At 49.8% G+C, this 21210-nt stretch carries 19 protein-coding genes; 5 read left to right on the forward strand and 14 right to left on the reverse strand.

The window, feature by feature from the left end; translation table 11 throughout:
* Positions 1–5 precede the first annotated feature (5 nt).
* From ricT to HMPREF1091_RS06925, 9 genes are all read right to left on the reverse strand, one after another.
* The gene (gene ricT / locus HMPREF1091_RS06885; protein ID WP_002564085.1) at positions 6–1517 is read right to left on the reverse strand and encodes a PSP1 domain-containing protein; all 1512 of its coding nucleotides are present in this window, start codon (positions 1515–1517) and stop codon (positions 6–8) included.
* Positions 1517–2674 carry a DNA polymerase III subunit gene (locus tag HMPREF1091_RS06890; RefSeq protein WP_002564086.1) on the reverse strand — a complete coding sequence of 386 codons (1158 nt, stop codon included), beginning with the start codon at positions 2672–2674 and terminating at the stop codon, positions 1517–1519. The genes ricT and HMPREF1091_RS06890 overlap by 1 nt, the downstream gene beginning before the upstream one ends.
* 1 nt (position 2675) lies before the next feature.
* On the reverse strand, positions 2676–3305 hold the full coding sequence (gene tmk, locus HMPREF1091_RS06895) for a dTMP kinase (protein ID WP_002564087.1): 630 nt from the start codon (positions 3303–3305) through the stop codon (positions 2676–2678).
* The gene (locus HMPREF1091_RS06900) at positions 3305–5905 is read right to left on the reverse strand and encodes a DNA topoisomerase I (protein WP_002564088.1); all 2601 of its coding nucleotides are present in this window, start codon (positions 5903–5905) and stop codon (positions 3305–3307) included. Before HMPREF1091_RS06900 ends, tmk begins: the two co-directional genes overlap by 1 nt.
* Before the next feature lie 107 nt (positions 5906–6012).
* On the reverse strand, positions 6013–6789 hold the full coding sequence (gene tatC, locus HMPREF1091_RS06905; protein WP_035424248.1) for a twin-arginine translocase subunit TatC: 777 nt from the start codon (positions 6787–6789) through the stop codon (positions 6013–6015).
* A gap of 31 nt (positions 6790–6820) precedes the next feature.
* Positions 6821–7420, reverse strand: coding sequence for a Sec-independent protein translocase subunit TatA/TatB (locus HMPREF1091_RS08140; protein ID WP_002564090.1), 600 nt, complete (start codon positions 7418–7420; stop codon positions 6821–6823).
* 10 nt (positions 7421–7430) lie between these two features.
* Positions 7431–7745 (reverse strand): STAS domain-containing protein, encoded by a 315-nt coding sequence (locus HMPREF1091_RS06915; RefSeq protein ID WP_002564091.1) that lies wholly within the window; start codon positions 7743–7745, stop codon positions 7431–7433.
* 21 nt (positions 7746–7766) lie between these two features.
* On the reverse strand, positions 7767–8537 hold the full coding sequence (locus HMPREF1091_RS06920; protein ID WP_002564092.1) for a tetratricopeptide repeat protein: 771 nt from the start codon (positions 8535–8537) through the stop codon (positions 7767–7769).
* A gap of 92 nt (positions 8538–8629) precedes the next feature.
* Positions 8630–9919: an aminotransferase class I/II-fold pyridoxal phosphate-dependent enzyme gene (locus tag HMPREF1091_RS06925; protein ID WP_002564093.1), complete on the reverse strand. Its 1290-nt coding sequence runs from the start codon at positions 9917–9919 to the stop codon at positions 8630–8632.
* A gap of 103 nt (positions 9920–10022) precedes the next feature.
* On the opposite strand from HMPREF1091_RS06925, the gene HMPREF1091_RS06930 reads away from it, so the two are divergent.
* Positions 10023–10268: a hypothetical protein gene (locus HMPREF1091_RS06930; RefSeq protein ID WP_002564094.1), complete on the forward strand. Its 246-nt coding sequence runs from the start codon at positions 10023–10025 to the stop codon at positions 10266–10268.
* Here the strand turns inward: HMPREF1091_RS06930 and nhaA are convergent.
* Entirely contained in the window at positions 10265–11674 is a 1410-nt protein-coding gene (gene nhaA / locus HMPREF1091_RS06935; protein ID WP_002564095.1) for a Na+/H+ antiporter NhaA, read from the reverse strand. The genes HMPREF1091_RS06930 and nhaA overlap by 4 nt on opposite strands.
* Positions 11675–11844: 170 nt before the next feature.
* Here nhaA and HMPREF1091_RS06940 point away from each other — a divergent pair, with 170 nt between their 5' ends.
* Positions 11845–12711 (forward strand): DegV family protein, encoded by an 867-nt coding sequence (locus tag HMPREF1091_RS06940; protein WP_002564096.1) that lies wholly within the window; start codon positions 11845–11847, stop codon positions 12709–12711.
* 75 nt (positions 12712–12786) lie between these two features.
* On the opposite strand, the gene HMPREF1091_RS06945 is transcribed toward HMPREF1091_RS06940, so the two are convergent.
* Both HMPREF1091_RS06945 and HMPREF1091_RS06950 read right to left on the reverse strand, forming a co-directional pair.
* The gene (locus HMPREF1091_RS06945; protein ID WP_002564097.1) at positions 12787–13494 is read right to left on the reverse strand and encodes a 5'-methylthioadenosine/adenosylhomocysteine nucleosidase; all 708 of its coding nucleotides are present in this window, start codon (positions 13492–13494) and stop codon (positions 12787–12789) included.
* A gap of 2 nt (positions 13495–13496) precedes the next feature.
* Positions 13497–16016, reverse strand: coding sequence for an ATP-dependent helicase (locus HMPREF1091_RS06950; protein WP_002564098.1), 2520 nt, complete (start codon positions 16014–16016; stop codon positions 13497–13499).
* 194 nt (positions 16017–16210) lie between these two features.
* Here HMPREF1091_RS06950 and HMPREF1091_RS06955 point away from each other — a divergent pair, with 194 nt between their 5' ends.
* Together HMPREF1091_RS06955 and HMPREF1091_RS06960 are read left to right on the forward strand one after the other, a co-directional pair.
* On the forward strand, positions 16211–17386 hold the full coding sequence (locus HMPREF1091_RS06955) for a cation diffusion facilitator family transporter (RefSeq protein ID WP_040324395.1): 1176 nt from the start codon (positions 16211–16213) through the stop codon (positions 17384–17386).
* A 60-nt stretch (positions 17387–17446) separates the two neighbouring features.
* Positions 17447–19255: an ABC transporter ATP-binding protein gene (locus tag HMPREF1091_RS06960; protein WP_002564100.1), complete on the forward strand. Its 1809-nt coding sequence runs from the start codon at positions 17447–17449 to the stop codon at positions 19253–19255.
* Between the two features lie 87 nt (positions 19256–19342).
* Here the strand turns inward: HMPREF1091_RS06960 and HMPREF1091_RS06965 are convergent, their stop codons facing one another.
* Positions 19343–19813 carry a deoxycytidylate deaminase gene (locus HMPREF1091_RS06965; RefSeq protein ID WP_002564101.1) on the reverse strand — a complete coding sequence of 157 codons (471 nt, stop codon included), beginning with the start codon at positions 19811–19813 and terminating at the stop codon, positions 19343–19345.
* 3 nt (positions 19814–19816) lie between these two features.
* Entirely contained in the window at positions 19817–20452 is a 636-nt protein-coding gene (locus HMPREF1091_RS06970) for a Crp/Fnr family transcriptional regulator (protein WP_002564102.1), read from the reverse strand.
* Between the two features lie 332 nt (positions 20453–20784).
* Here HMPREF1091_RS06970 and HMPREF1091_RS06975 point away from each other — a divergent pair, with 332 nt between their 5' ends.
* The gene (locus tag HMPREF1091_RS06975; RefSeq protein WP_002564103.1) at positions 20785–21195 is read left to right on the forward strand and encodes a Fur family transcriptional regulator; all 411 of its coding nucleotides are present in this window, start codon (positions 20785–20787) and stop codon (positions 21193–21195) included.
* Positions 21196–21210 lie beyond the last annotated feature (15 nt).

Here is a 21210-nt window from a genome sequence, read left to right on the forward strand (position 1 = left end):
GGTGCCTACTCACCAGTAGAGTTTTCGCCAGAAGGACGCCTACGACGCGTCTTAGGAGCAGAGCTGTTTGGTGCCTTTGTCGTCTGAGCAGAGGCTTGAGCCTTACGCGTGCGTTTTGTTGGATGTGTCGAGCGAGAAGAACGATCGGAATGATTAGTGTGTTCCGCATGTTCAGGCATGGTTGTTCCAGCAGATCCGCCCTTATCGCCAGGACGACGAACACGACGTACCTTATGGGAACCTGCTTGCTTAGGAGAAGCCTGAGCTGCGTTCTTTGCTGTGGTGTCAGCCGCCTGTGAGGACGGTGCAACTCGATGGTGACGGCGCTTGTTGGGCGTCTTGACCTGGGCAACCTGTGCCTCTTGCGATCCAGCTGCTTGAGTGGCATGACCGGTATGGGTGTCTCGGGCAGCCTGAGCGGCAGTGCGCTGTTCAGGCACTCCGTTCTTGCGGCGTTCGCGGCGCGTTTTTACAGAAGATGAGGCGGCGCTTGAAGTCACCTGACGCTCACGACGCACACGCTTGGGCGGCTCTACAAAAATGTCTTGTTCATCGGAGTGCTCTTCTGGAAGCAACCCGTTTTTGCGATCCAGCTCGGCAAGAGCCATTTGAATCTCTGGTGAGCTCAATTTGTCCAAGGTAGAGCGTAAAACGGTATCGGGACGGCAAGCGCAACCAAGCTCTTTTGACTTTGCACAAGCAGACTCAGAGGCTTCCATTTCTGCCAAAGGTACACGGATCTGCTTGCCGCTTTCCAAACGCAGGCACAGCTCCTCTTTGGGAGTGTTGTACTCAACAATTTTTGCCTTACCCAAAGGCGTGTCGATAACAGCGTTGCGCTTGGGCGCGCGGGATTTAAAATCGCGATACGCTTCAAATTCATAGCGCAAGCAGCACATAAGCCTACCGCAAGCACCAGAAATTTTGCTGGAATTAAGTGGCAGATCCTGTTCCTTTGCCATGCGAATAGACACAGGCTCAAACTCGCGACCAAACCTACGGCAGCACAACTCCTGGCCACAGTGAGCATAACCGCCCACAATAGCAGCTTCTTCTCGTACGCCAATCTGACGCATATCAATACGTTCATGCAGCTCATGGGACAGATCGCGCACGAGCTGACGGAAGTCTACACGCTCCTCAGCCGCAAAATAGCAGACGGCCTTCTCGCCATCAAAAAGATACTCCACACCAACCGGCTTAATCTCCAAGCCCGAAGCCTTAGCCAAACGATGAAAGATCGGTAGAGCAGCTTCACCTTGTGTGGCAAGCTCATCTGCACGGACAAGATCTTCTTCTGTAGCGATACGAACCACAGCACTAAGGGCGGCTTCACCAAGGGTTTCGCCAAGCTCTTCTTCAGGAACAGCAAAGGGATCGCGCGTAGCAAGGCCAATCTCAGTGCCGCGCTCGGTAGAGACAATGACATGGTCCCCAACACAGGCACCGGTAGTACCTGGATCAAACCAGAGTTCATGAACAATATAGGGAAACTTCACCGGCAAAACGGTGGGCATTACAGTGCCTCCTTGGCAGATAACAGCATGACCTCCAAAGCCAGCTGGGGTGTTACATTGTGGTTGATGTCAGCAATTGCTACATCAACAGCTTCGAGCGCACGAATCACTCCTGCAGTAGTGGTATGCGCCCCTATGCGTTGAATAACATCACTATGGTCCGCATTGACAGGCGCCACATCCACTTGCTCACAGTACATAAGCACATCACGCAAAAGCGATTTTGCTGCAGCTAGAGCCTCTATCATACCCGAACGATCTCTCGCGGTTGCCTCGCGTTTTTTGATGGCTTCCAGTTCGCTTTGTGCTTTCTTAGAAAGATACTGCTCTACAAGCGCCGCTTCTTGCTGCTCTTCTGCACTCAACTGCGCGGTATCTACCTTCTTTTTGCTCTTTTTAGGCGGTGTGATAGCGTAGGTAATCCGCTGAGCAGCTTGCAAAATATCCCACGAGTCTGCATGAGCCAATTCACTAAAAGCACGTATGACTTGGGCCCGAATTTCTTGGCGTGTGGCCGATAAAAGATACTGCTCGGCCTGCTGTGGTGTGCCAGTTATTGCAAGAGCTATCTGCGCACGATAATCTCCTACGCCCGTTGCCAGCTCCACCGCGCGAACACCTGCCTGTGAAGATAGCACGCTAAAGGGTACCGTCTGACAGCGAGAAACCAAGGTGGGCAGCACGTTATCCACGGTACGCGCAATAAGAATAAAGACTACCTGCGCCGGAGGCTCCTCAATGGTCTTAAGTAAGGCATTTGCACTTGTGCCGCGCAGCATATCTGCACGCTGAATGATGTATACCTTGGTTTTTGCCCGCACGGGTGTAAGCTGTGCATCATCTATAAGCTCACGAACCTGTCCTGCAAGGTAATCAGAGACACCTGCCGGACTATACCAGTGCACATCTGGATGCGTACGGTGAGCCACACGAATGCAATCATCGCAATGCGCATCTCCCCCGTGAGGACACACCAAACTTTGTGCCAGTGCCTGCGCTGCAACGGTTTTGCCCACACCAGGAGCACCTACAAATAAGTAGGCATGAGAGGTGTGTCCACTCGACACAGCGGCTGTCAAAAAACGCTTAACACGCGGTTGGGCCACAATCTGGTCAAGCGCAGGAACTTCATGGGTATGTTGTACACCAAAAGCCATATTACACACCTAGCTGCGGAATAAGATCTTTGAGTACATCACAAATACGCTGATACACCTCATCCGGACTTCCAGAGGCGTTTACCAACAGTGCACGCTGAGGATTTGCTTGGGCCACCGCTAAATACCCCTCACGCACTGCGGTCTGAAACATAAGTCCTTCTGCTTCAAGCCTATCGGCACCACTCTTTGTAGCACGAGCAAAACCTTCACGCGGATCAAGATCCAAAATGAGCGTTCTTGCAGGATCAATACCACAGCTCCCAAGCTTGTTTGCTGTCAGCACCCGCTGGGCGTCAAGACCACGTCCACCCGCCTGATAGGCAAAGGTGGAGTCATAAAACCTATCGCACAGCACCACGCTGCCAGCAGCCAGTGCTGGCTCTACCACTTGTTTAACCATTTGGGCCCGAGAAGCCTCATACAAAAGAAGCTCACACTCGGCGCACATCTCGCTATTAGTTTTATCCAACAGCACGGCACGAATGGCTTCAGAGATCCTTGTGCCACCGGGTTCCCGCAGACAAATAACATCTACACCAGCAGCTACAAGCGTGTCATACAGGCGCTGTACCTGCGTAGTCTTACCACAGCCGTCAATGCCCTCAAAGCTAATAAATACGCCAGCCATTATGAAGACTTCTTTGCTGAGGTTGAAGCGGCCTTTTGAGCACGTGTCTTACCGTTTGCTTTCTTAGTGCTCTTCTGAGCGGTGGTCTTTTTAGCTGCCGTTTTGGTTGGGGCTGTTTTGGTTGCTGCCTTTTTAGCCGTAGTCTTTGAGCCACGACGTACTGTCTTTTGCTTAGAAGAGCACTCAGGGTTGGGGCACAATTTCCACGGACCACGCGCTGTCTGTACCTCTACCATGGGGGCACCACAATCAGGACAGCGATCCTGCGTAGCATGGAGTTCTCCGCGTGCGGGCAAGGGATAGCTCGTTTTGCACTCTTCATAATTGGTGCAACGGATAAAGCGCTTGCCGCTCTTCTCGGACTTGTGCGCAATAAGCTCGCCGGTACGGCCTTGCTCAGCACAAACATGGCAGCTTCCTACCACAACATCAGGTTCTTGATTGGTAGGACAAGCAGGATTTACGCACAGCTCAAACGCCTTACCCCTAAAGGGACGACAGCTAATGCGTGGTGCACCACACTCGGGACACACGGCCGCCTGCCCCTCCAGAGCATCGATACGTACATTAGAGGGCACGGGAAAGGTAACATCACAGTCAGGCCAACCCATACAGCCAATAAAGTTGCCACGTGTTTTTGCAGAAGACTTAAGCACCAAATCCTTGCCACACTTGGGGCACGCACCCACGCGAGCATCCGCTGTTACCGCATCTGAAATGGACGCTCCCAAATCCTCGGTATGCTCGATAAGATCTTGCATAATCTCTGCGAGAAGCGCGCGTGAATGGGTAACCACACTGCTTTGGCTATCTCCACCCTCAGCAACCTTGGTCATATCCTGCTCAAGCTGGCTGGTCATCTGCGGAGATGTGATGTGAGGCGCGTAGGCTTGCAGCGCATCAATGATGGCTATACCAAGCTGACTGGGCTCTACGGGATCATTCTTGAGATACTTAACGGCATAGAGGCGCTCAATCATAGACGCACGGGTGGACTTGGTACCCAAACCCAAGCGCTCCATTTCTTGAATAAGCTTGCCCTGGCTATAGCGCGCGGGTGGTTCGGTCTGCTTTTGCGCAAGCTCAACCTTCTTGATGGAAACCTCATCACCCTGTTTAAGAGCAGGAAGCTGTTCGTCTTTTTTTAATCCAAAGGGATAAATAGCACGATACCCTGCATGCTTAAGCACATCGCCCGAAACCTGGAACAACTCGTCCTCAATGGTAATTTTGACCTTGGTTCCTTCAATAACCGCAGGGTCCATCAGCGTTGCCAAGAAGCGACGCGCAATGAGGTTGTAGAGTTTCCACTCTGCAGCTTGCAGGGCATCAGGATTGGCGGCGGCAGTAGGATAAATGGGCGGGTGGTCCGTCGTTTGCTGTTTACCTCGCGTTGGATGAAGTTCTTGAGCAGACAAAATGCTATCACACGCGGCTTTGTAAGCTGGCACACCAGCAAGCGTAGAAACCACACCGCGTAAATCCAGCGAAGAAGGATACACGGTATTGTCTACACGTGGATAGCTGATAAGACCATTCATGTACAGAGATTCCGCCAAGCGCATGGTTCGCGCAGGAGAAATGCCTTCTGCCGCAGCTGCCGCTTGCAAAGAAGTGGTATTAAACGGAGCGGGCGGCTTGGATGTACGCTCACGCTTGGTAACATCAGCCACTATGCCGCGACCAGCACCATCACAGTGAGCAAACGCTGTTTGAGCAGCATCTCCATCGGTAAAACGATTCTTGGTGTGAGCAATCTTAAACTCATCCAAACCAGAAGCAGCAAGACCAGTGATAACCCAATAATCCTCTGGAATAAACGCCATGCGCTCACGCTCACGCTCTACCACAAGCGCAAGCGTTGGTGTTTGCACACGCCCGGCAGAGCGCGTATTACCAAACCCACTACGCTTTGCAACGGTTAAATAGCGCGTAAGAACAGCGCCCCAAATAAGATCAATATACCGGCGAGAATCCCCTGCATCTGCAAGATCTTGATCCAACTCAACCAAATTACTAAATGCATGGTCAATTTCACGCTTGGTAAACGCAGAATAGCGCGCACGACTTACGGAAACCGTGGGAGCAACCTCTCGGATTTGAGTAAGAGCATCCGAACCAATGAGTTCTCCCTCACGGTCAAAGTCCGTACCAATGACGACAAAATCTGCCTTCTTGGCAAGATTTTTAAGCGCACGAATGATTTCTTTCTCGGCAGGAAGCTTTTCTACAGGAGCCCATACCAAATACGGCAATGAGGCAATATTCCATGATTTGATGGAGATACCATCCTCCAGATAGGGACGGCGTTTGGATGCAAAGGGAGGCGTAGGCAGAGAGGCAGGAGCGTCACATACAAGCATCTCCCCTTCCTCTGTTACACCAAACCAGCCATTGCGCTTTTGATAATGCATCTCTGGCGGAAAACTTGGTTCTAAGATATGACCTCGCAAGCCAATGGCTACCCACTCGTCACCTTCGTGCTCAAAGCGGTACACCGGCGTGTTATACACCTTGTCAGACGTGGGTTTACCCGTATCACACAACAGGCGTGCGATTTGCTGGGCTGCATCGTTTTTCTCTGCAACTACAAGCTTCACTCGCATGCTCCTTTAACATACTTGGCTTATTGGCACATCTTACCCTGCTCATTAAACCTGCTCTTGCTGTTTTATGAGCATACCTAAAAAGCTGACTATTGAGAATACTAGCTACGGTTAGCGTAATCCTCGCGCGTCCATCTGAGAGCTTTTTTGCCGTCGCGGATAACAATGACCTGTCGCGCCACTGCCAAAGAAATCTCATACAAAGAGATGAGTGCAGCGAACATCAAAATCATGGTTACAGGCGATGCATCAGGGGTCACAACAGCCGATAAAATCATGAGGCCAACGTATACATAACGCCAACTACTACGAATACTTGCATAAGGGACCACATGAAGCGCCGTGAGATAAAACACAACAAGCGGTAACTCAAATGCAATACCAAAGCCCATTTCCATCAAGGTGATGATATTGATGTAATCCTCGGCTTGGGGAATAGTGCTTGCCCAATCCAATGCCTGCTCATGCAACCAACCAAATGCAGCAGGCAAAGCTATGAAGTAACAAAACACCATACCAAGATAGAACAGCACTACCATTGCTAGTACGGTAGGAATAACCCATCTCCGCTCGTTTGGTTTAAGTGCTGGCAAGAAAAATGCCAGGATTTCCCAGATAACAATGGGTGTACAAACAATAACACCTGTATACATTGCAACTTTAAAACGAATGGTAAAGCCACCCAAAGCAGTAAGCACGGCAAGCTGACCACCGGGGATATACTCTCGTATGGAGTCAATAAGAACATCAAGGATGACAGGCGTTGCCTCATACACCACAAGAGCTGCAATGATGACGGAAACAACAATGATGGTAAGACGACGGCGAAACTCTCCCAGATGGTCGAGCAACGGCATGCGAGCTGGTCCGATAGGCATAACTAGTACGGGAATGAAGGCTAATGCCTACTTATTCCCCCTCCTCCTTTATAGAATCGCTTGCATCCTTCTTAGCAGCAACTACGGCAGAAGCCGCAGTGGTAGTAAGACCGTACAAAGAAGCAGCGCTGGTAGAAATCTCCGGTTTATCAGCTGCTTGCTCCGCGGACTGTGACTCTGTACTGGAAGCGGGTGTTGCGTCGGCCGTAGATACTGCAGTAGCAGTAGCCCCTGCGTTGGGAGTGGATTCTGGCTCAACATCGGTAGTGGCAGCAGCTGCAGTTGCGCCATCCTCTTGTGGTACATCGGACGCTGCCGACAGGTCAGATTTTGTGGCAGCTGCTTCCGCAGCAAGACGAGCTTTCTTTTGAGCGAAGGTCTCCTTCTTGCTGGTATCAATATCCGCATCCAACTCATCCTCAATGGAAGAGCTCATATCTGCATCTGCACTTTTGCTGATGGGATCAATGATCTCAGATTGGACAACCTTGGTTACGCCGTCCTGTGCCGTTCTAAATTGACGCAGAGCACGACCAATAGTCCTGCCCATCCCGGGAAGCTTATCGGGACCAAACATCAAGAAGCCAAAGAGCAAAATTAACGCAAGCTCTGTCTCTCCAATACCAAACACCGGATTCCTCCTAGTCCAGCACTACGTTAAGTTCGGAGTCTACACCAAGCAAAGAAAGTACGCGCGCAACATTCTTTTGAGGATGCGTAACGGTAAGCGTGGCAGATTGCTCGGCAGCCTTATGAGCCGCACCAACCAACACACCAATACCCGTAGAGTCAATATACGTTACTGCAGAAAGATCAACAGTGATATGAGCAGCTTTTGTTTCCAAGGCAGCTACAAGTGCGTTGCGCAGGGTATCTGCACAAGATACATCCACCTCACCCGTTACCGTAATGGTGATGCCTGCTGCAGTAGTTTGTGTTGTAACCAAGAGGTCCATAACATGTCCTTCCAAACTTGCTTACTGAGAAGAGCCATTTAAAAGGCCCTGCAAGCTTTGATTTGTAGCATTTGAATTATCCGTAGATGCATTAGAAGATGTGCTAGAAGATGCATTTTCCAAAAGAGAGAGCTGCTTTTGGGCAAAAGTTTTTGCTCCATACGTATTGTTCTCATCAAAAGAAATTGCAGAGTTATACGCTTCCTTTGCCTTATCAGTATTACCAGCAGTCTGATACATCAAACCTAGATATGCCCATGCAGGACCATACTCCTTACCAGCACCTGTGGTATACTCCTCCATAGCTGCAAGTGCCGCATCCGTATCTCCGGAGTAATACTGGGCCATCGTACGACGTACACGCACATCAATAGAATCATTAAGCGCCAGGTACTTATCGTACGCATCCATAGACTGCTTATATAAATCCGTTACATGTGCTTTGTTGGCATCATCCGTAGCAAAGGCTGTAGCCACACTCGCCCAAGACATATAACCATTTCCTAGGTTGAGCAGAGCAGCCTGGTTATTGGCATCAGAAGCAAGCGTGGTTTTGTACTGCTCTACCAACTTGCTATACTTTTCATCCACCTCAGCCATAGACTTAATAACCGTTGTTGAGGTATTTGATCCTCCTGAAGCCTGGGCAGAAGATGCGGCATTTTGCGAACGCGCCATGAAGATGGACGACAGTGAGGGCAACAAAACTGATAACACCATCAGAACCGCAAGAATTGCAACGACAACAACCGTGAAACGCTCACGTGCTGTTTTTTGCTTCTTTTTTGCCATAACCAACCCTTCGTGGAATCAAATTGCTTCCGCTACCTTCATAGCACTTCAGCTACAGTAATAGCTTTTTATTGTAGCGAAGTCTTTAGCTGCTATACCTGACGGCTCTGTTTTTCCAAATGAGCAACAACGTATTTAACACAGACGATAAAAACATCAAGCGCCTGATCCAGCTCCTCCAAAGAGGGAAACGTGGGGGCAAGGCGGATGTTAGTGTCATGCGGATCCTTGCCATAAGGCCAGGTAGCGCCGGCACTTGTGAGCTTTACACCCAACTTTTCCGCAAGCGCAACAATAGCCTGAGCAGACCCTGCTGGACCATCAAAACTAATAAAGTAGCCACCTTTGGGATGAGTCCAACGCGCAATCCCCAAGCTGCCTAAGCCTGCCTCAAGCTTAGAAACCACCAGATCAAACCGAGGCTTAATGAGCGCAGCATGCTTTTTCATGTGCTTGGCCACCTGTTGAGCATCCTGTAAAAAGCGCGCATGAGCTAACTGAACCATCTTATTGGGACACACCCGATGGAAGGAAAACGCTTGAGTAAGCTGTGCAATATCATCATTCGAAGCAGCAACCCAAGACATGCCGGCACCAGGAATAGTAATCTTTGAAGTAGAGGCAAACTCATAAACAAGATTTGTGGCACCAACTTCTTGCAGTGCCTCAAAGATGTTAAGAAGCTTGTCCGATGGCTCTTCTATATCATGAACGCAGTAGGCATTATCCCAATAGATTCTAAAATCTGGAGCCGCTGGCTTAAGCGATGCAAAACGACGTACTACCTCATCAGAATAGGTAATTCCTGTTGGATTGGCATATTTGGGCACACACCAAATACCCTTAACACGTGCATCTGTTTGTACTAAGCGGCACACCTCATCCATGTTTGGCCCATCTGCACCCATCTCTATGGGCACATTTTGAATACCAAAGGAAGCGGTGAGGGCAAAGTGACGATCATAGCCGGGGCTTGGACATAAAAACTTGACGCCCTCTTGCTTACACCAAGGCTTGCAGCCACTAATACCATGGACAAATGCATTGTCTATAACGTCATACATAATGCTTAAGCTGGCAGAATCTACCACCAATACATTGTTAGGGTTAACGCCCAAGAGCTCTGCTGCCAGCTGTCGTGCCGACGGCAATCCCTCTGGGCAGCCATAATTTGCAGCATCAACGCCCTTGTCGATAAAATCTGTGGAGGAAGCAAGCATATCCAGCATGGGGTATGACAATTTCACTTGATCAGGATGAGGCTTACCGCGTGCCATATCCAACGCAAGCTGTTTGCTACGGATCTGAGAAATTTGCTGATCCAGCTGCGAAAGCTCAAGGTCAAGTTGGTCATTCGTGAGTGACTGATAATAATTTGACACGATTGCTCCAAACGCCGATGTGTTGTGCCTTCTTACTATCCCACAATTATCGGACAGTATTGGGTACCATGCTTATATTCATATGAGCGATGTAAGGAGTTGCATGAATACGCAAGCATCAGACTTTGGCGAACTGCAGCGTTTGGTTGACGAACTCTATGCAACAACTGCAGTGGTTTCCCATGTGGATATGGTTGTTCGTGCCGAGATAAACGACCTGCCGAGCGACCTGATGGAGGTGGTTGAGCTCGTGCCCACAGGAAGCTATTCTCGCGCACGTTTATGTGACCAGCTCAACTCTATCATTACTGCTCATGGCTGGGGTTATGTATACGGAACCGTCAGTTAGTCCTCAGCTGTCTTGGTAAACGCCTTATGGGCAAGCGCATCATGAGCACGTACAAACACAATACCAGCTACACCGGCAACAACACTGCCCAGTAAGATGGCACATTTTGCTGCCAAAATCTTGTCTGCATCAGAAAAAGCCATGCCGGCAATGAGAATGGACATGGTAAAGCCCATGCCACCCATCATACCTACCGCAATGATCTGATCCCAGCTTACGTTTTTGGGCAGCTTGGAAAAACCGAGCTTGACCAAAATCCAGGTAACAAAAATGATGCCAACAGGCTTGCCTAACACAGCACCAAAGAAGGCGCCGAGCGCAATGGGATCTCCAACAAGAGCGCCAAAATCTGCTCCAACCAGGCGAACCTGTGCATTCACAAAGGCAAACAGCGGCAGAATAATAAAGTTTACGGGTACAAAAATTTCTCGTTCCACACGTACCAGTGGCGGTGTAACGTGATGCAATACCTGCTCTACCTTCTCGGCATTTTTAGTAAAGCCATGCTGACCCAACACGTGAGATTGATCATCGTACACATCATCCAGTTTACGCGCCTGACCATTAAGCCAGTCGCGCAGAGCGCTCAGACGAATATCAGACTTAGCGGGCAGGAAAAACGCCAAGATTACACCTGCAAGCGTAGCGTGAATGCCAGACTTATACATGCAGATCCACAAGAGCACACCCACAATAAGGTATGGCTTGGCAGTGTAGATGCGTGCTCGGTTAAGGCCCCAGAGCATGAGAATGGCTACACCCGATGCCGCCATCCAAAAGATGGACGGGCTGTGCCCATAAAACAGCGCAATAACCACAATGGCCAAAATATCATCCGCAATGGCAAGTGTTTGGAAAAACACCTTGGTTTCCGCAGCGATTTTATCGCCCAAAAGCGACATAACACCCAGAGCAAAGGCAATATCAGTGGCAATGGGGATAGCCCAGCCATGCTGCTGTCCACCCCAATTACATGCAATAAAGATCAACGCTGGAACAACTACACCACCAACAGCAGCCAACATGGGAAGGATTGCTTGACGCGGACGACGTAACTGCCCAACGGTTACCTCATATTTAAGTTCAATGCCCACGAGCAAGAAAAATATAGCCATCAAAAAGTCATTTACAAAGGCCTCGATGGTCATGGTGAGCATAAATCGGCCCAGCTTGATGCCAATGGGCGTCATAAAAATGTGGTGAAGCGGCTCATACAAAAATGAATTAGCTACCATAACAGCAAGCAATGCCGCAAAAACCATAGTTGCTGCAGCAATGGTGTTGTCCGACGTAACTTTACTTATTTGAGAGCTGCGTGCATGTCTTCTTACCACAGCAGGCTCTCTAATAATGGTCGAACGCTTTGGCAGTTCATGCGTACTGGGCTTGCCAGAACGATTGGCCATACACACTCCCTTATGTTTTGAGTATAAAAATGTTATAAAAAATATACCCGCTCAACTAAGTGGTTGCACAATACCATTGCTGTGAAGTAGAAATACTTCACAAGAATGGGTAACCTAAGAGCGGTATATTTACAAGCGATACCCTCTGACCTGTGCTGGAAAGGACTTTGATGAACAGCCAGCGAATTGCAATTCTTACCGATTCCGGTACTGATACGGGCGCAGCCTTTGCGCGCGAGCATGACGTACGGATTGTGCCGCTTACCATTACCTATTCCGACGGCAGTTCATTTGAATCCACAATTAACATCACGTCTGCAGATGTGATTGCGCGGCTGGATACTGAGGTCCCTAAAACATCGTTGCCCAGCCCTCACAGTATTTTGGCAGCACTGCGCAAGGCCAAAGATGACGGATATACCCAAGCAATCTTTATAACCATTTCAAGCGGGCTGTCTTCCACCAACCATACCGTACAGCTCATTTCTTCCGAAATAAGCGATTTTGCTGTACACGTACTTGATACTAAAAATATTGGATTAGGTGCTGGTTTGGTTGTCCAGGCTGCAGCGCTTCTTGCCGAGAAGGGCCTTGAGCTTAATGAGATCATGGCCAAGTGCAAGCAGCTGGTAAACGATACCCGTCTATGGTTTTGCACCAAAACCCTCTCCTATTTACGTAAGGGCGGGCGCATTTCTGAAGCAACCTATCGTTTGGGCACCATCCTTAACATCAAGCCTGTTATCACCTGTGACCCGGAAGGTATGTATGCTCCTGTTAAGAAGGCGCGCGGCTTTGAGAAAGCTCTTGAGGAAGAGCTTAAGCTTGCAGAAAACCATGCCAAGAATTTCCCGCGGGTTGCTGTAGGAATTTGCGTTTCTAATTCTGCAGAAATTGCTTCCTACTTTGAATCCGAGGTTAAAAAACGCCTGAGTAACGTAACACGTCTTGTTTTTTCTTCTGCCACGCCTGAGCTGTTGGTTCATACAGGCCCTGACTTGGTGGGCATATGTGTACAGCCAGATATTTTGGCGTAGTGGCTATTTTGAGTCTGTGCGCGTAGTGCCTACACGTCCTGCAAGCTAAGCCACTGCACAGTGCAGGCCGTACGATTACGCACGTGTTGCAAGCTGAGCGGCAACTAACATGACAACTTTAGCGCTTTGATGTGCTGCAATCTTTTCAAAGACGGGATACTCAAGCTGCTTTGAGCCGTCTGCCTTATCAGAAATGGCACGAATGATAACAAAGGGCAGATCATTAAGCCAGCAAGCCTGAGCTATAGAAGCACCTTCCATCTCGCAGCAAAATGCCTGGAATGTGTCATGAATGCGTTTCTTGGTGGCATTATCTGCAATGAACTGATCCCCCGAAGCAATGCGTCCCTCAAACACCGCATACTTCTCGTGAGCCTGGGCTATGGCCTGGCGCACCACACGGCGCAAATCTTCATCTGCGGGGAATTCTCGTATGCCTAAACCAGGAACTTCACCAACAGCGTAGCCAAAAATGCTTGCGTCAACATCATGATGAACCGCGTCGGTTGAAACCACGATATCCAAAATATCAATGCGATTGTCCAGCGAACCTGCGGCTCCCGAATTGATGATATGCGTTACGCCAAAGTGATTGATTAAATTTTGTACACACACAGCAGCGTTGCTTTTACCAATGCCGCAACGTACCACCACAACCGGGCAGCCTTCAAGTGTGCCTGCAATATAGTCCATGTGCGCATAGGTGGTAGCGGTGGTATCGTGCATGTGCTCTTTAAGCAGCACCGCCTCCACGTCCATAGCGCAAATAATTCCCAACTTCATGGCTATCCCTCCACCTTAACAAGCGGTGCAAAGCCCTTCATAAGCTTTTTCTTTTTCCCTGTGCGACTAAAGGAAACTTCAATGATGTCGTTATCCACCGCGGTCACCACACCAGGGCCAAAGGTCTTGTGTGAAACAGCATCTCCTATAGCAAAGGTTTGCGCGTCTGTCCTTTGGTTTTGCGGAGCAGCGCGGGCAGTAAACTCGGCAAAGCTCGAACCAGTATCAGTAGTTTTGCGCGCACTTAAGTTGGATGAACGCGTTGCGGAGCCAAAAACACGCCCGCCATACATATCGGATCCCTGTCCAGAGCCATAGGTTCCCCGACGATCGCCGCGCTTTTCCCAACCCACTCCTGTAAAGCCCGATGAACCTACGCCCACATTGGTAATATGCTCTTCTGGAATCTCATTAAGAAAACGGCTCCGTGGATTAGCTTGAGTGGACCCATAGGTACGACGCGTCACCGCATAGGTAAGGTACAGGCGCTGTTCGGCACGGGTAATGGCAACGTATGCCAAGCGGCGCTCTTCTTCCAACGAAGCAGGATCTGCTTCATAAGCGGTGTGAGGAAATATGCCATCCTCCATACCGGCAACAAACACAACAGGAAACTCCAAGCCTTTAGCCGAGTGAATGGTCATCATCGTAACGGCACTGGTAGATCCCGCAAGAGAATCCAAATCACTGCGCAGAGCAAGCCACTCGATAAGAGCAGGAAGCTTTTCTGCTTCAACAGCAGGGCGCACAGAAGCAGCCGTGAGCGCAACAGAAGAGCTCTCTGATGAGCCTGCAAAGCCATCTGACAAAACAGCAGAGGCATCAGCATCAAGGCCTTCTGTTGCAAGCGCTGCATCGCTTGCATCAAGAGCGCCAGCCTCTTTAAGCTGCGAGAGTGACTCAAGCGTCTCAGCTGCATCTTCATGATCCTCATCAAATTCCGCTGCTACACCAAAGAATTCCTGTATGTTTTCAATACGGCCACGAGACTCCATGGTATTCTCAGTCTCATAGGAACGAATGATGCCGCTTTTCTCGACAATAGCCTCTACGACATCGGCTAAATCGCCAGAAAGGTGGCGGCTTGCTTCAATGCTGTTAGTAAACTCTGCCAGGGCATTGCGTACCTTAGTTGATAACAGGCCCGCTTCGGCCACACAGGCTTGTGCAGCGCTAAAAAAGGAAATGCCATGGGAGGCTGCATACTCTGCAATTTTGTTGATAGACGTGGTGCCAATGCCACGACGAGGTGTGTTAACAACGCGACGCGCCGCTACGTCATCATCGGGATTAACCACCAACTTGAGATAGGCCATAACGTCACGGATTTCCTGACGATCAAAGAAGCGCGTTCCACCCACAATCTTGTAAGGAACACCCGCACGAAGCAGCATATCTTCCAAAATACGAGACTGAGCATTGGTACGATAAAACACGGCAATATCATCGTAGCTGGTGCCCTTATCGTGGACCACATCAATCTCAGAGCCAATCCAACGACCTTCATCACGCTCATCCGCCGCTTGATAAACCCGCACCTTATCGCCATCGCCACGCGAGGTAAAAAGGCGTTTGGACTTACGGCGTGAGTTATGAGCAACCACTGCATTGGCAGCCGCTAAAATATGGCCAAAAGAGCGATAGTTCTCTTCCAGCTTTACCACCTTGGCATCAGGATAGTCCTTCTCAAAGTCCAAAATATTTTGAATATCGGCACCACGCCACGAATAAATGGACTGGTCATCGTCACCAACAACCATGAGATTACGCGTGAGCGCCGCCAGCAAATTTGTAATTTTATACTGCACATGGTTGGTATCCTGATACTCATCTACCGAGATCTGTACAAAGCGGTGCTGATACTTTGCCAACACATCGGGATGCTTGGATAGCAGTTCATAGGCGTTCACGAGAAGATCGTCAAAGTCCATAGCATTTGAGCGCATCAAACGACGCTGCAGTTCTCGATACACCTGTGCACTTTTGCATGCCAGGGGACTTTGTGCCTCATCGCTCATCTGATCGGGCGTGATCAGGGCATTTTTGGCGCTGGAGATTTGAGAACGGATGGCATTGAGGGGGAATGACTTGGGCTCAATATCAAAGTCATTCATAATAGCCTTTACCAGGCGTTTTGAGTCATCATCATCGTAGATGGTAAAGTTTGGTTGAAACCCAAGCCGGTCTGCGTCCTCACGAAGCATGCGTACGCACATAGCGTGAAAGGTGCACACCCACATACCACGCGTACCACCGGGCAGCAAAGCATTCAGACGCTCACGCATCTCCGCTGCTGCCTTATTGGTAAAGGTAATGGCCAAGATCTGCCAAGGACGCACCCCTTTATCCGCAATCATATGAGCGATGCGATACGTAAGCACGCGCGTCTTGCCCGAACCAGCTCCAGCAAGTACCAAAAGCGGGCCAGAGGTGCACGCTACCGCCGTGCGCTGAGCTGCATTAAGCGTTGTTATATCAATACGGGGTACCTCAAGCGACAAAGAATTTTGCTCGTTAGACATCCATGCTCCACAACAATCAAACCTCAACGCACGCATGTACGCTGAAAACTACCAATCCCTTTGTATGGATTAAGTCTAACGGTGTGCTCAGACATTTTTTCTCTCAGAACTCCAATTCGCACGATAGTCAAAGCTCAACTGGGTAAATATCTTTGTAACGCATCTAAGAGCACAAAGTTGAAATGGATTACAGCTTGGAACAATGGATCATGAGCCATCTGGCTCCCGAGGCAAACGATCTTAGTAATCCCCAGGATCGACGCGCCTGGGGCGCTGCTGCTGCGCTTGCAGGCATTGGGTTTAACCTGCTGTTGTTTGTGTTTAAAGCTCTGGTTGGTTTACTGGGCGGTTCGGTTTCTATCTTTGCAGATGCTGTTAACAACCTGTCCGATGCAGGCGGTAATATCATTGCCTGGTTTGGGTTTAAACTTGCTGCCAAACCAGCAGATACCGAGCACCCCTATGGGCATGGTCGTTATGAATACCTCAGCGGTTTAATAGTTGCTGTTATCGTTATGGTCATCGGGGTAGAACTTCTCAAAACCTCTTTTGAAAAAATCGTAAGTCCTGCTCCCGTTAGCTTTGGGACCCCTGCTGCTCTGGTGCTTGTGGCATCTATTTTAGTGAAGTTTTATATGTTCTCGTTCAATGAGTCCATTGGCAAACAAATTGATTCCAGTGCCCTTATGGCTGCCTCTGTTGATGCGCGAAATGACGTTATCACGACCTCGGCCGTTTTGATGGCAAATTTCCTGCCCACCCTCATTGGCTTTAATTTTGACGGTTGGGCTGGTCTGGCTGTTGCAATATACATTATTTACAGCGGATTTGGCCTGATCAAAGATACGATTGATCCACTTTTAGGTTCCGCACCGGATCCCAAACTCGTAAAGCACATTCAAAATACCATCATGAGCTATGAGGGCATTTTAGGAACTCATGATCTTATGGTACACAACTATGGCCCTGGACGGATATTTATAAGCGCGCACGTAGAGATGGCGGCAGAAATAGATCCGCTCAAAAGCCATGACGTCATAGACAACATTGAGCGGCACTTCCAAGAAGAGGGCATTGTCTGCATCTTACACTACGACCCCATCGTAACTAATGACCCTCATCTTGATGACATGCGCAATTGGATTGCAAGGCGCGTCCGTGCTATTGACCCACGGCTTACCATTCATGATGTGCGCTGTATCCCCGGACCAACGCATACCACTATTATCTTTGACTGCGTGCGCCCCACCAATTTGCCCATGACCGACGATGAGCTCAAACAGGCAATTACTCGCACCGTTAGCAAGCGCTATCCACAAGCCGTTTGCAACATTACTATCGACCAAAACTTCTTACGCATCGAAGCCTAAACCCATACAGCTCAACGCGGACGCCATAAAGGCAAAGGATAAGGCAAAGGAAGGACTTGTATGCCTCAACGCACCACCACACAACTCGATAAGGCCGTTGTACGCCGCACGCTCTGGCGTTTTTGGCACGTAACTAAACTAAAACCTGGCGCTACCTTTTTAGCCGTCTTTACCTCCATTGCTTATGTTGTGCTTCTTACCTATATCAACACCTGGATCATGAGTCTTATTGTTGATCGTGTTCAAGCATCGCCTGTTTCCGCCGACCAAATATGGCAGGTATTTGGTAGCTATATTCTGGCCCTCCTTGCCGTTAATGCCATTGGGCAGATCTGTTCTAAGCTGCAGGATTACTCCGTATACAAGCTGGAAATTAACGGAGACTACCAGCTATCCCGTCTATGCTTTGATACGCTTTCCAATCAGTCCATGACCTTCCATTCCAGTCGTTTTGGCGGCTCATTGGTGTCACAAACCACACGCTTTATGGGAGGATATTCTTCCTTGGTAGACGTGGTGGTATATTCACTCATACCTACCCTTGCCTCAGTTGTCTGTACCATTGTTATGCTAGCGCCGGTGGTGCCCTTATTTGTAGTGGTGCTTACGCTTATGCTTGCGCTGTATGTGGTTGTTGCCACACGCATGTACCAGCGCATTGTTCCGCTTTCCGTGGAGACATCCTCCGCACAAAATCAACTTTCTGGCGTGCTTTCTGACGCGGTAACCAACATTTTGGCCGTTAAAACCTGTGGACGAGAAGACTTTGAAAAACAACTCTTTAGCGATGCCAATACACATGCCATGGCTGCCGCCAATCGCTCCATGCACGCCATGATGCAGCGTGGCTTTACCACAAGCGGGCTTATTACGCTTATCATGCTCGTAACGTCTATTTTTGTAGCAGGAGGCAATGCCTGGTTTGGTATTTCTGCTGGTACTTTGGTTATGATTTTTACCTATACCTACCAGCTGTCCATGCGCTTTAACTACATCAACTCCATGATGCAGCGCATCAACCGTGCTATTGGTGATGCTGCCGAGATGACCAAGATTTTGGACGAACCCCGTCTGGTAGAAGATGACCCCCATGCTCAACCTCTTGTCGTTACCAAAGGCGCCATTGATTTTGATCACCTCGGCTTTGCGTACTTGGATGCTGCCAAAGGCGATACGGTCTTTGAAGATCTAAACTTACACATCCCCGCTGGTCAGCGCATAGGTTTGGTGGGGCGCTCGGGCTCTGGCAAGACCACACTTACCAAGCTACTTTTGCGCTTGTCTGATGTTCAAGACGGACACATCTATATTGACGGACAGGCGATCAGCCATGCCACCCAACAAAGTTTGCGCAGGCAGGTAGCGTATGTTCCCCAGGAGGCACTGCTGTTCCATCGTTCCATTAAGGACAACATTGCCTATGGTCGTCCCCAAGCAACTACCGAGCAAATCCGTGAGGCTGCAGCCCAGGCAAACGCCTTAGAATTTATTGATCGTCTTCCTGCAGGTTTAGAGACTATGGTGGGTGAGCGAGGCGTTAAACTATCCGGCGGCCAACGCCAGCGCATTGCTATTGCCCGCGCCATTTTGACCGATGCCCCCATCCTTGTACTGGATGAGGCAACCTCTGCCCTAGACTCTGAAAGTGAAGCCTTGGTACAGGGCGCGCTTGAAAACCTCATGAAAGGCCGCACTGCTATCGTAGTCGCCCACCGCTTGTCTACAGTTGCCTCTTTGGACCGCATAGTCGTGCTAGCCGATGGCAAAATTGTTGAAGATGGCACCCATGCTCAGCTTATTGAGGCTGGCGGTGAATACTCCACGCTGTGGAATCGCCAGACGGGTACGTTTTTGGACAGTGCTGAGTAAGCGAGTTTAAAACCTCTAGCTACTGACAACTCCTATGACTTGTTGCACGCACTGCTACGCAGCGTGCGCTGCTGCTGTAACACACATTTAGTCAGCGACAAACACCTGTCTAAAGCCAATGCCACAGTTTTCCAAAACGCGACGAGCGATTAAGTTATCGGTTGTGCCATTGTACTTATCGGATAGGTACACAACCTCGCCAATGCCTGCCTGAGCCAGCATCTTGGCACACTCATGACAGGGGAACAGTGTTACGTACACCGTGGCCCCCTGCATATCTTTGAGGTTGCCGCGATAGTTCAAGATAGCATTTGCCTCTGCGTGGATAACATAGCTGTGCTTATCGTCCAGAGGGTCGCTGGAATCACCCCAGGGGAATTCATCGTCAGAAATCGCAGAAGGCGTACCGTTGTAACCCACAGACAAAATGCGGTGATGTGCGTCGGCAATACATGCGCCCACCTGTGTGCGCGGATCCTTGGAACGCATAGCGGCCGCCATGGCAACTCTCATAAAGAACTCGTCCCAGCTAATTACATCGTTGCGCTTGTCAGGCATCTGCTACCCCTCTACTCGTCCAGCCAGCCTTTGCAGACCCGCCTTATCTACGATTCTAATCCCGCTTTGGCCTACACGCTCAACCAGCCCCAGGTCACGCAGCTCCCCGACCTTGCGACTTGCCGTCTCGCGACGCATGCCACACGCAGCTCCTAAGTCATCCACCGTAAGCTCAATAGCCCCCGATTGCAAGCGCGCCGAGCGCTCCAGCAAAAATGCTGCCAATCTTACCAGCGGATTCTTTTGAGCAAGCATAGCATTTTGCTCGTTTGCCTGACGCAACTTTACACTCATTACCTGCAAAATCGCCAATGCTACAGAAGGCGTATGCTCCATCAGGTCTAGCACCTGCTGCCAAGAAACCCGTCTATACTGCACCTCATCCAGCGCTTGCGCAGTATAAGGATATGCTGCCTTATCTACCAGCAATGCCATACCAATACTTTCCCCAGCACTCACCACGTCGCGTACGCACTCGCGGCCATCGGGCAGCACAAAAACTAAGCGCAAGCGCCCTGAGTCAACCAGCCACAGGGCATCGCAGGGATCTCCTGCACGAAACAAGTTCTGACCACGAGCTAGCGTACCTGTTGTTGCCTGTGCAAACAGCAGCTGATACACCTTGTCTTTATCGGTCATAGATTCTTTCTCCTACATCCCCAGCTCCAGCGCGCCGTGCAGTCGCAGACCCAGCACGCGGCCCGCACAACACCTGCCAGGTGGCACGCGACGCGCTCATGCACACGCTTCCGTTCCCGCTTCATAGTACCTCTACAGCTTTGAGTATGCCCCTAGCAGCATACCCCTAGCAACACACCGCTTCTTCAGAATTTTGGTATAAACTACCTGCAAAGTTCTACAGCACGTTCTACAGTAATGTGAGAGTATTAAATACGTATTGACTTCTTCTCTCATTACCCTAGTATGAATTTAGTTTCCAATTTCATATTGGAAACGAGAAAGGTTCTGCTATGTCACAGCGCGGTTCATACAAAACTCGTCAGCGAGAAGATATTCTCGCCTGCCTCGGGGATAACACGCAACGCTATTTAACCGTAGACGGTGTATATGAAGCCCTGCGCGCGACTGGTAGTGAAATTGGGCGGACCACGGTCTATCGCAATTTGGAGCACCTTGTTGCCAAGCAGGAGCTGCTCAAGGCCATCTCTCCCAAGGGCGAAGCACTCTATCGATTAGCCCCCGAGCAAAACGCTGCTCAGCTGGTGTGTTTGGAATGTGGTAGGGCATTTCCTTTGGATTGCCATATGGTGGATGACTTTACCTCCCACATTAAGGCCCATCATGGCTTTGAGATAGACGCGTATAAAACCGTTTTGTATGGTACCTGCCCCGATTGCCTTTCTCGCCAAGCTCACCACTAGGTTTTGGAGAAGGAT

The sequence above is a fragment of the Atopobium minutum 10063974 genome, from assembly GCF_000364325.1.
Taxonomy (GTDB): domain Bacteria; phylum Actinomycetota; class Coriobacteriia; order Coriobacteriales; family Atopobiaceae; genus Atopobium; species Atopobium minutum.

Coding starts and splice junctions, on each gene's coding strand:
- ricT (WP_002564085.1), bottom strand. CDS start 1,517: ATGCCCACCGTTTTGCCGGTGAAGTTTCCCTATATTGTTCATGAACTC.
- HMPREF1091_RS06890 (WP_002564086.1), bottom strand. CDS start 2,674: ATGGCTTTTGGTGTACAACATACCCATGAAGTTCCTGCGCTTGACCAG.
- tmk (WP_002564087.1), bottom strand. CDS start 3,305: ATGGCTGGCGTATTTATTAGCTTTGAGGGCATTGACGGCTGTGGTAAG.
- tatC (WP_035424248.1), bottom strand. CDS start 6,789: ATGCCTATCGGACCAGCTCGCATGCCGTTGCTCGACCATCTGGGAGAG.
- HMPREF1091_RS06915 (WP_002564091.1), bottom strand. CDS start 7,745: ATGGACCTCTTGGTTACAACACAAACTACTGCAGCAGGCATCACCATT.
- HMPREF1091_RS06920 (WP_002564092.1), bottom strand. CDS start 8,537: ATGGCAAAAAAGAAGCAAAAAACAGCACGTGAGCGTTTCACGGTTGTT.
- HMPREF1091_RS06930 (WP_002564094.1), top strand. CDS start 10,023: ATGAATACGCAAGCATCAGACTTTGGCGAACTGCAGCGTTTGGTTGAC.
- nhaA (WP_002564095.1), bottom strand. CDS start 11,674: ATGGCCAATCGTTCTGGCAAGCCCAGTACGCATGAACTGCCAAAGCGT.
- HMPREF1091_RS06940 (WP_002564096.1), top strand. CDS start 11,845: ATGAACAGCCAGCGAATTGCAATTCTTACCGATTCCGGTACTGATACG.
- HMPREF1091_RS06945 (WP_002564097.1), bottom strand. CDS start 13,494: ATGAAGTTGGGAATTATTTGCGCTATGGACGTGGAGGCGGTGCTGCTT.
- HMPREF1091_RS06950 (WP_002564098.1), bottom strand. CDS start 16,016: ATGTCTAACGAGCAAAATTCTTTGTCGCTTGAGGTACCCCGTATTGAT.
- HMPREF1091_RS06960 (WP_002564100.1), top strand. CDS start 17,447: ATGCCTCAACGCACCACCACACAACTCGATAAGGCCGTTGTACGCCGC.
- HMPREF1091_RS06965 (WP_002564101.1), bottom strand. CDS start 19,813: ATGCCTGACAAGCGCAACGATGTAATTAGCTGGGACGAGTTCTTTATG.
- HMPREF1091_RS06970 (WP_002564102.1), bottom strand. CDS start 20,452: ATGACCGATAAAGACAAGGTGTATCAGCTGCTGTTTGCACAGGCAACA.
- HMPREF1091_RS06975 (WP_002564103.1), top strand. CDS start 20,785: ATGTCACAGCGCGGTTCATACAAAACTCGTCAGCGAGAAGATATTCTC.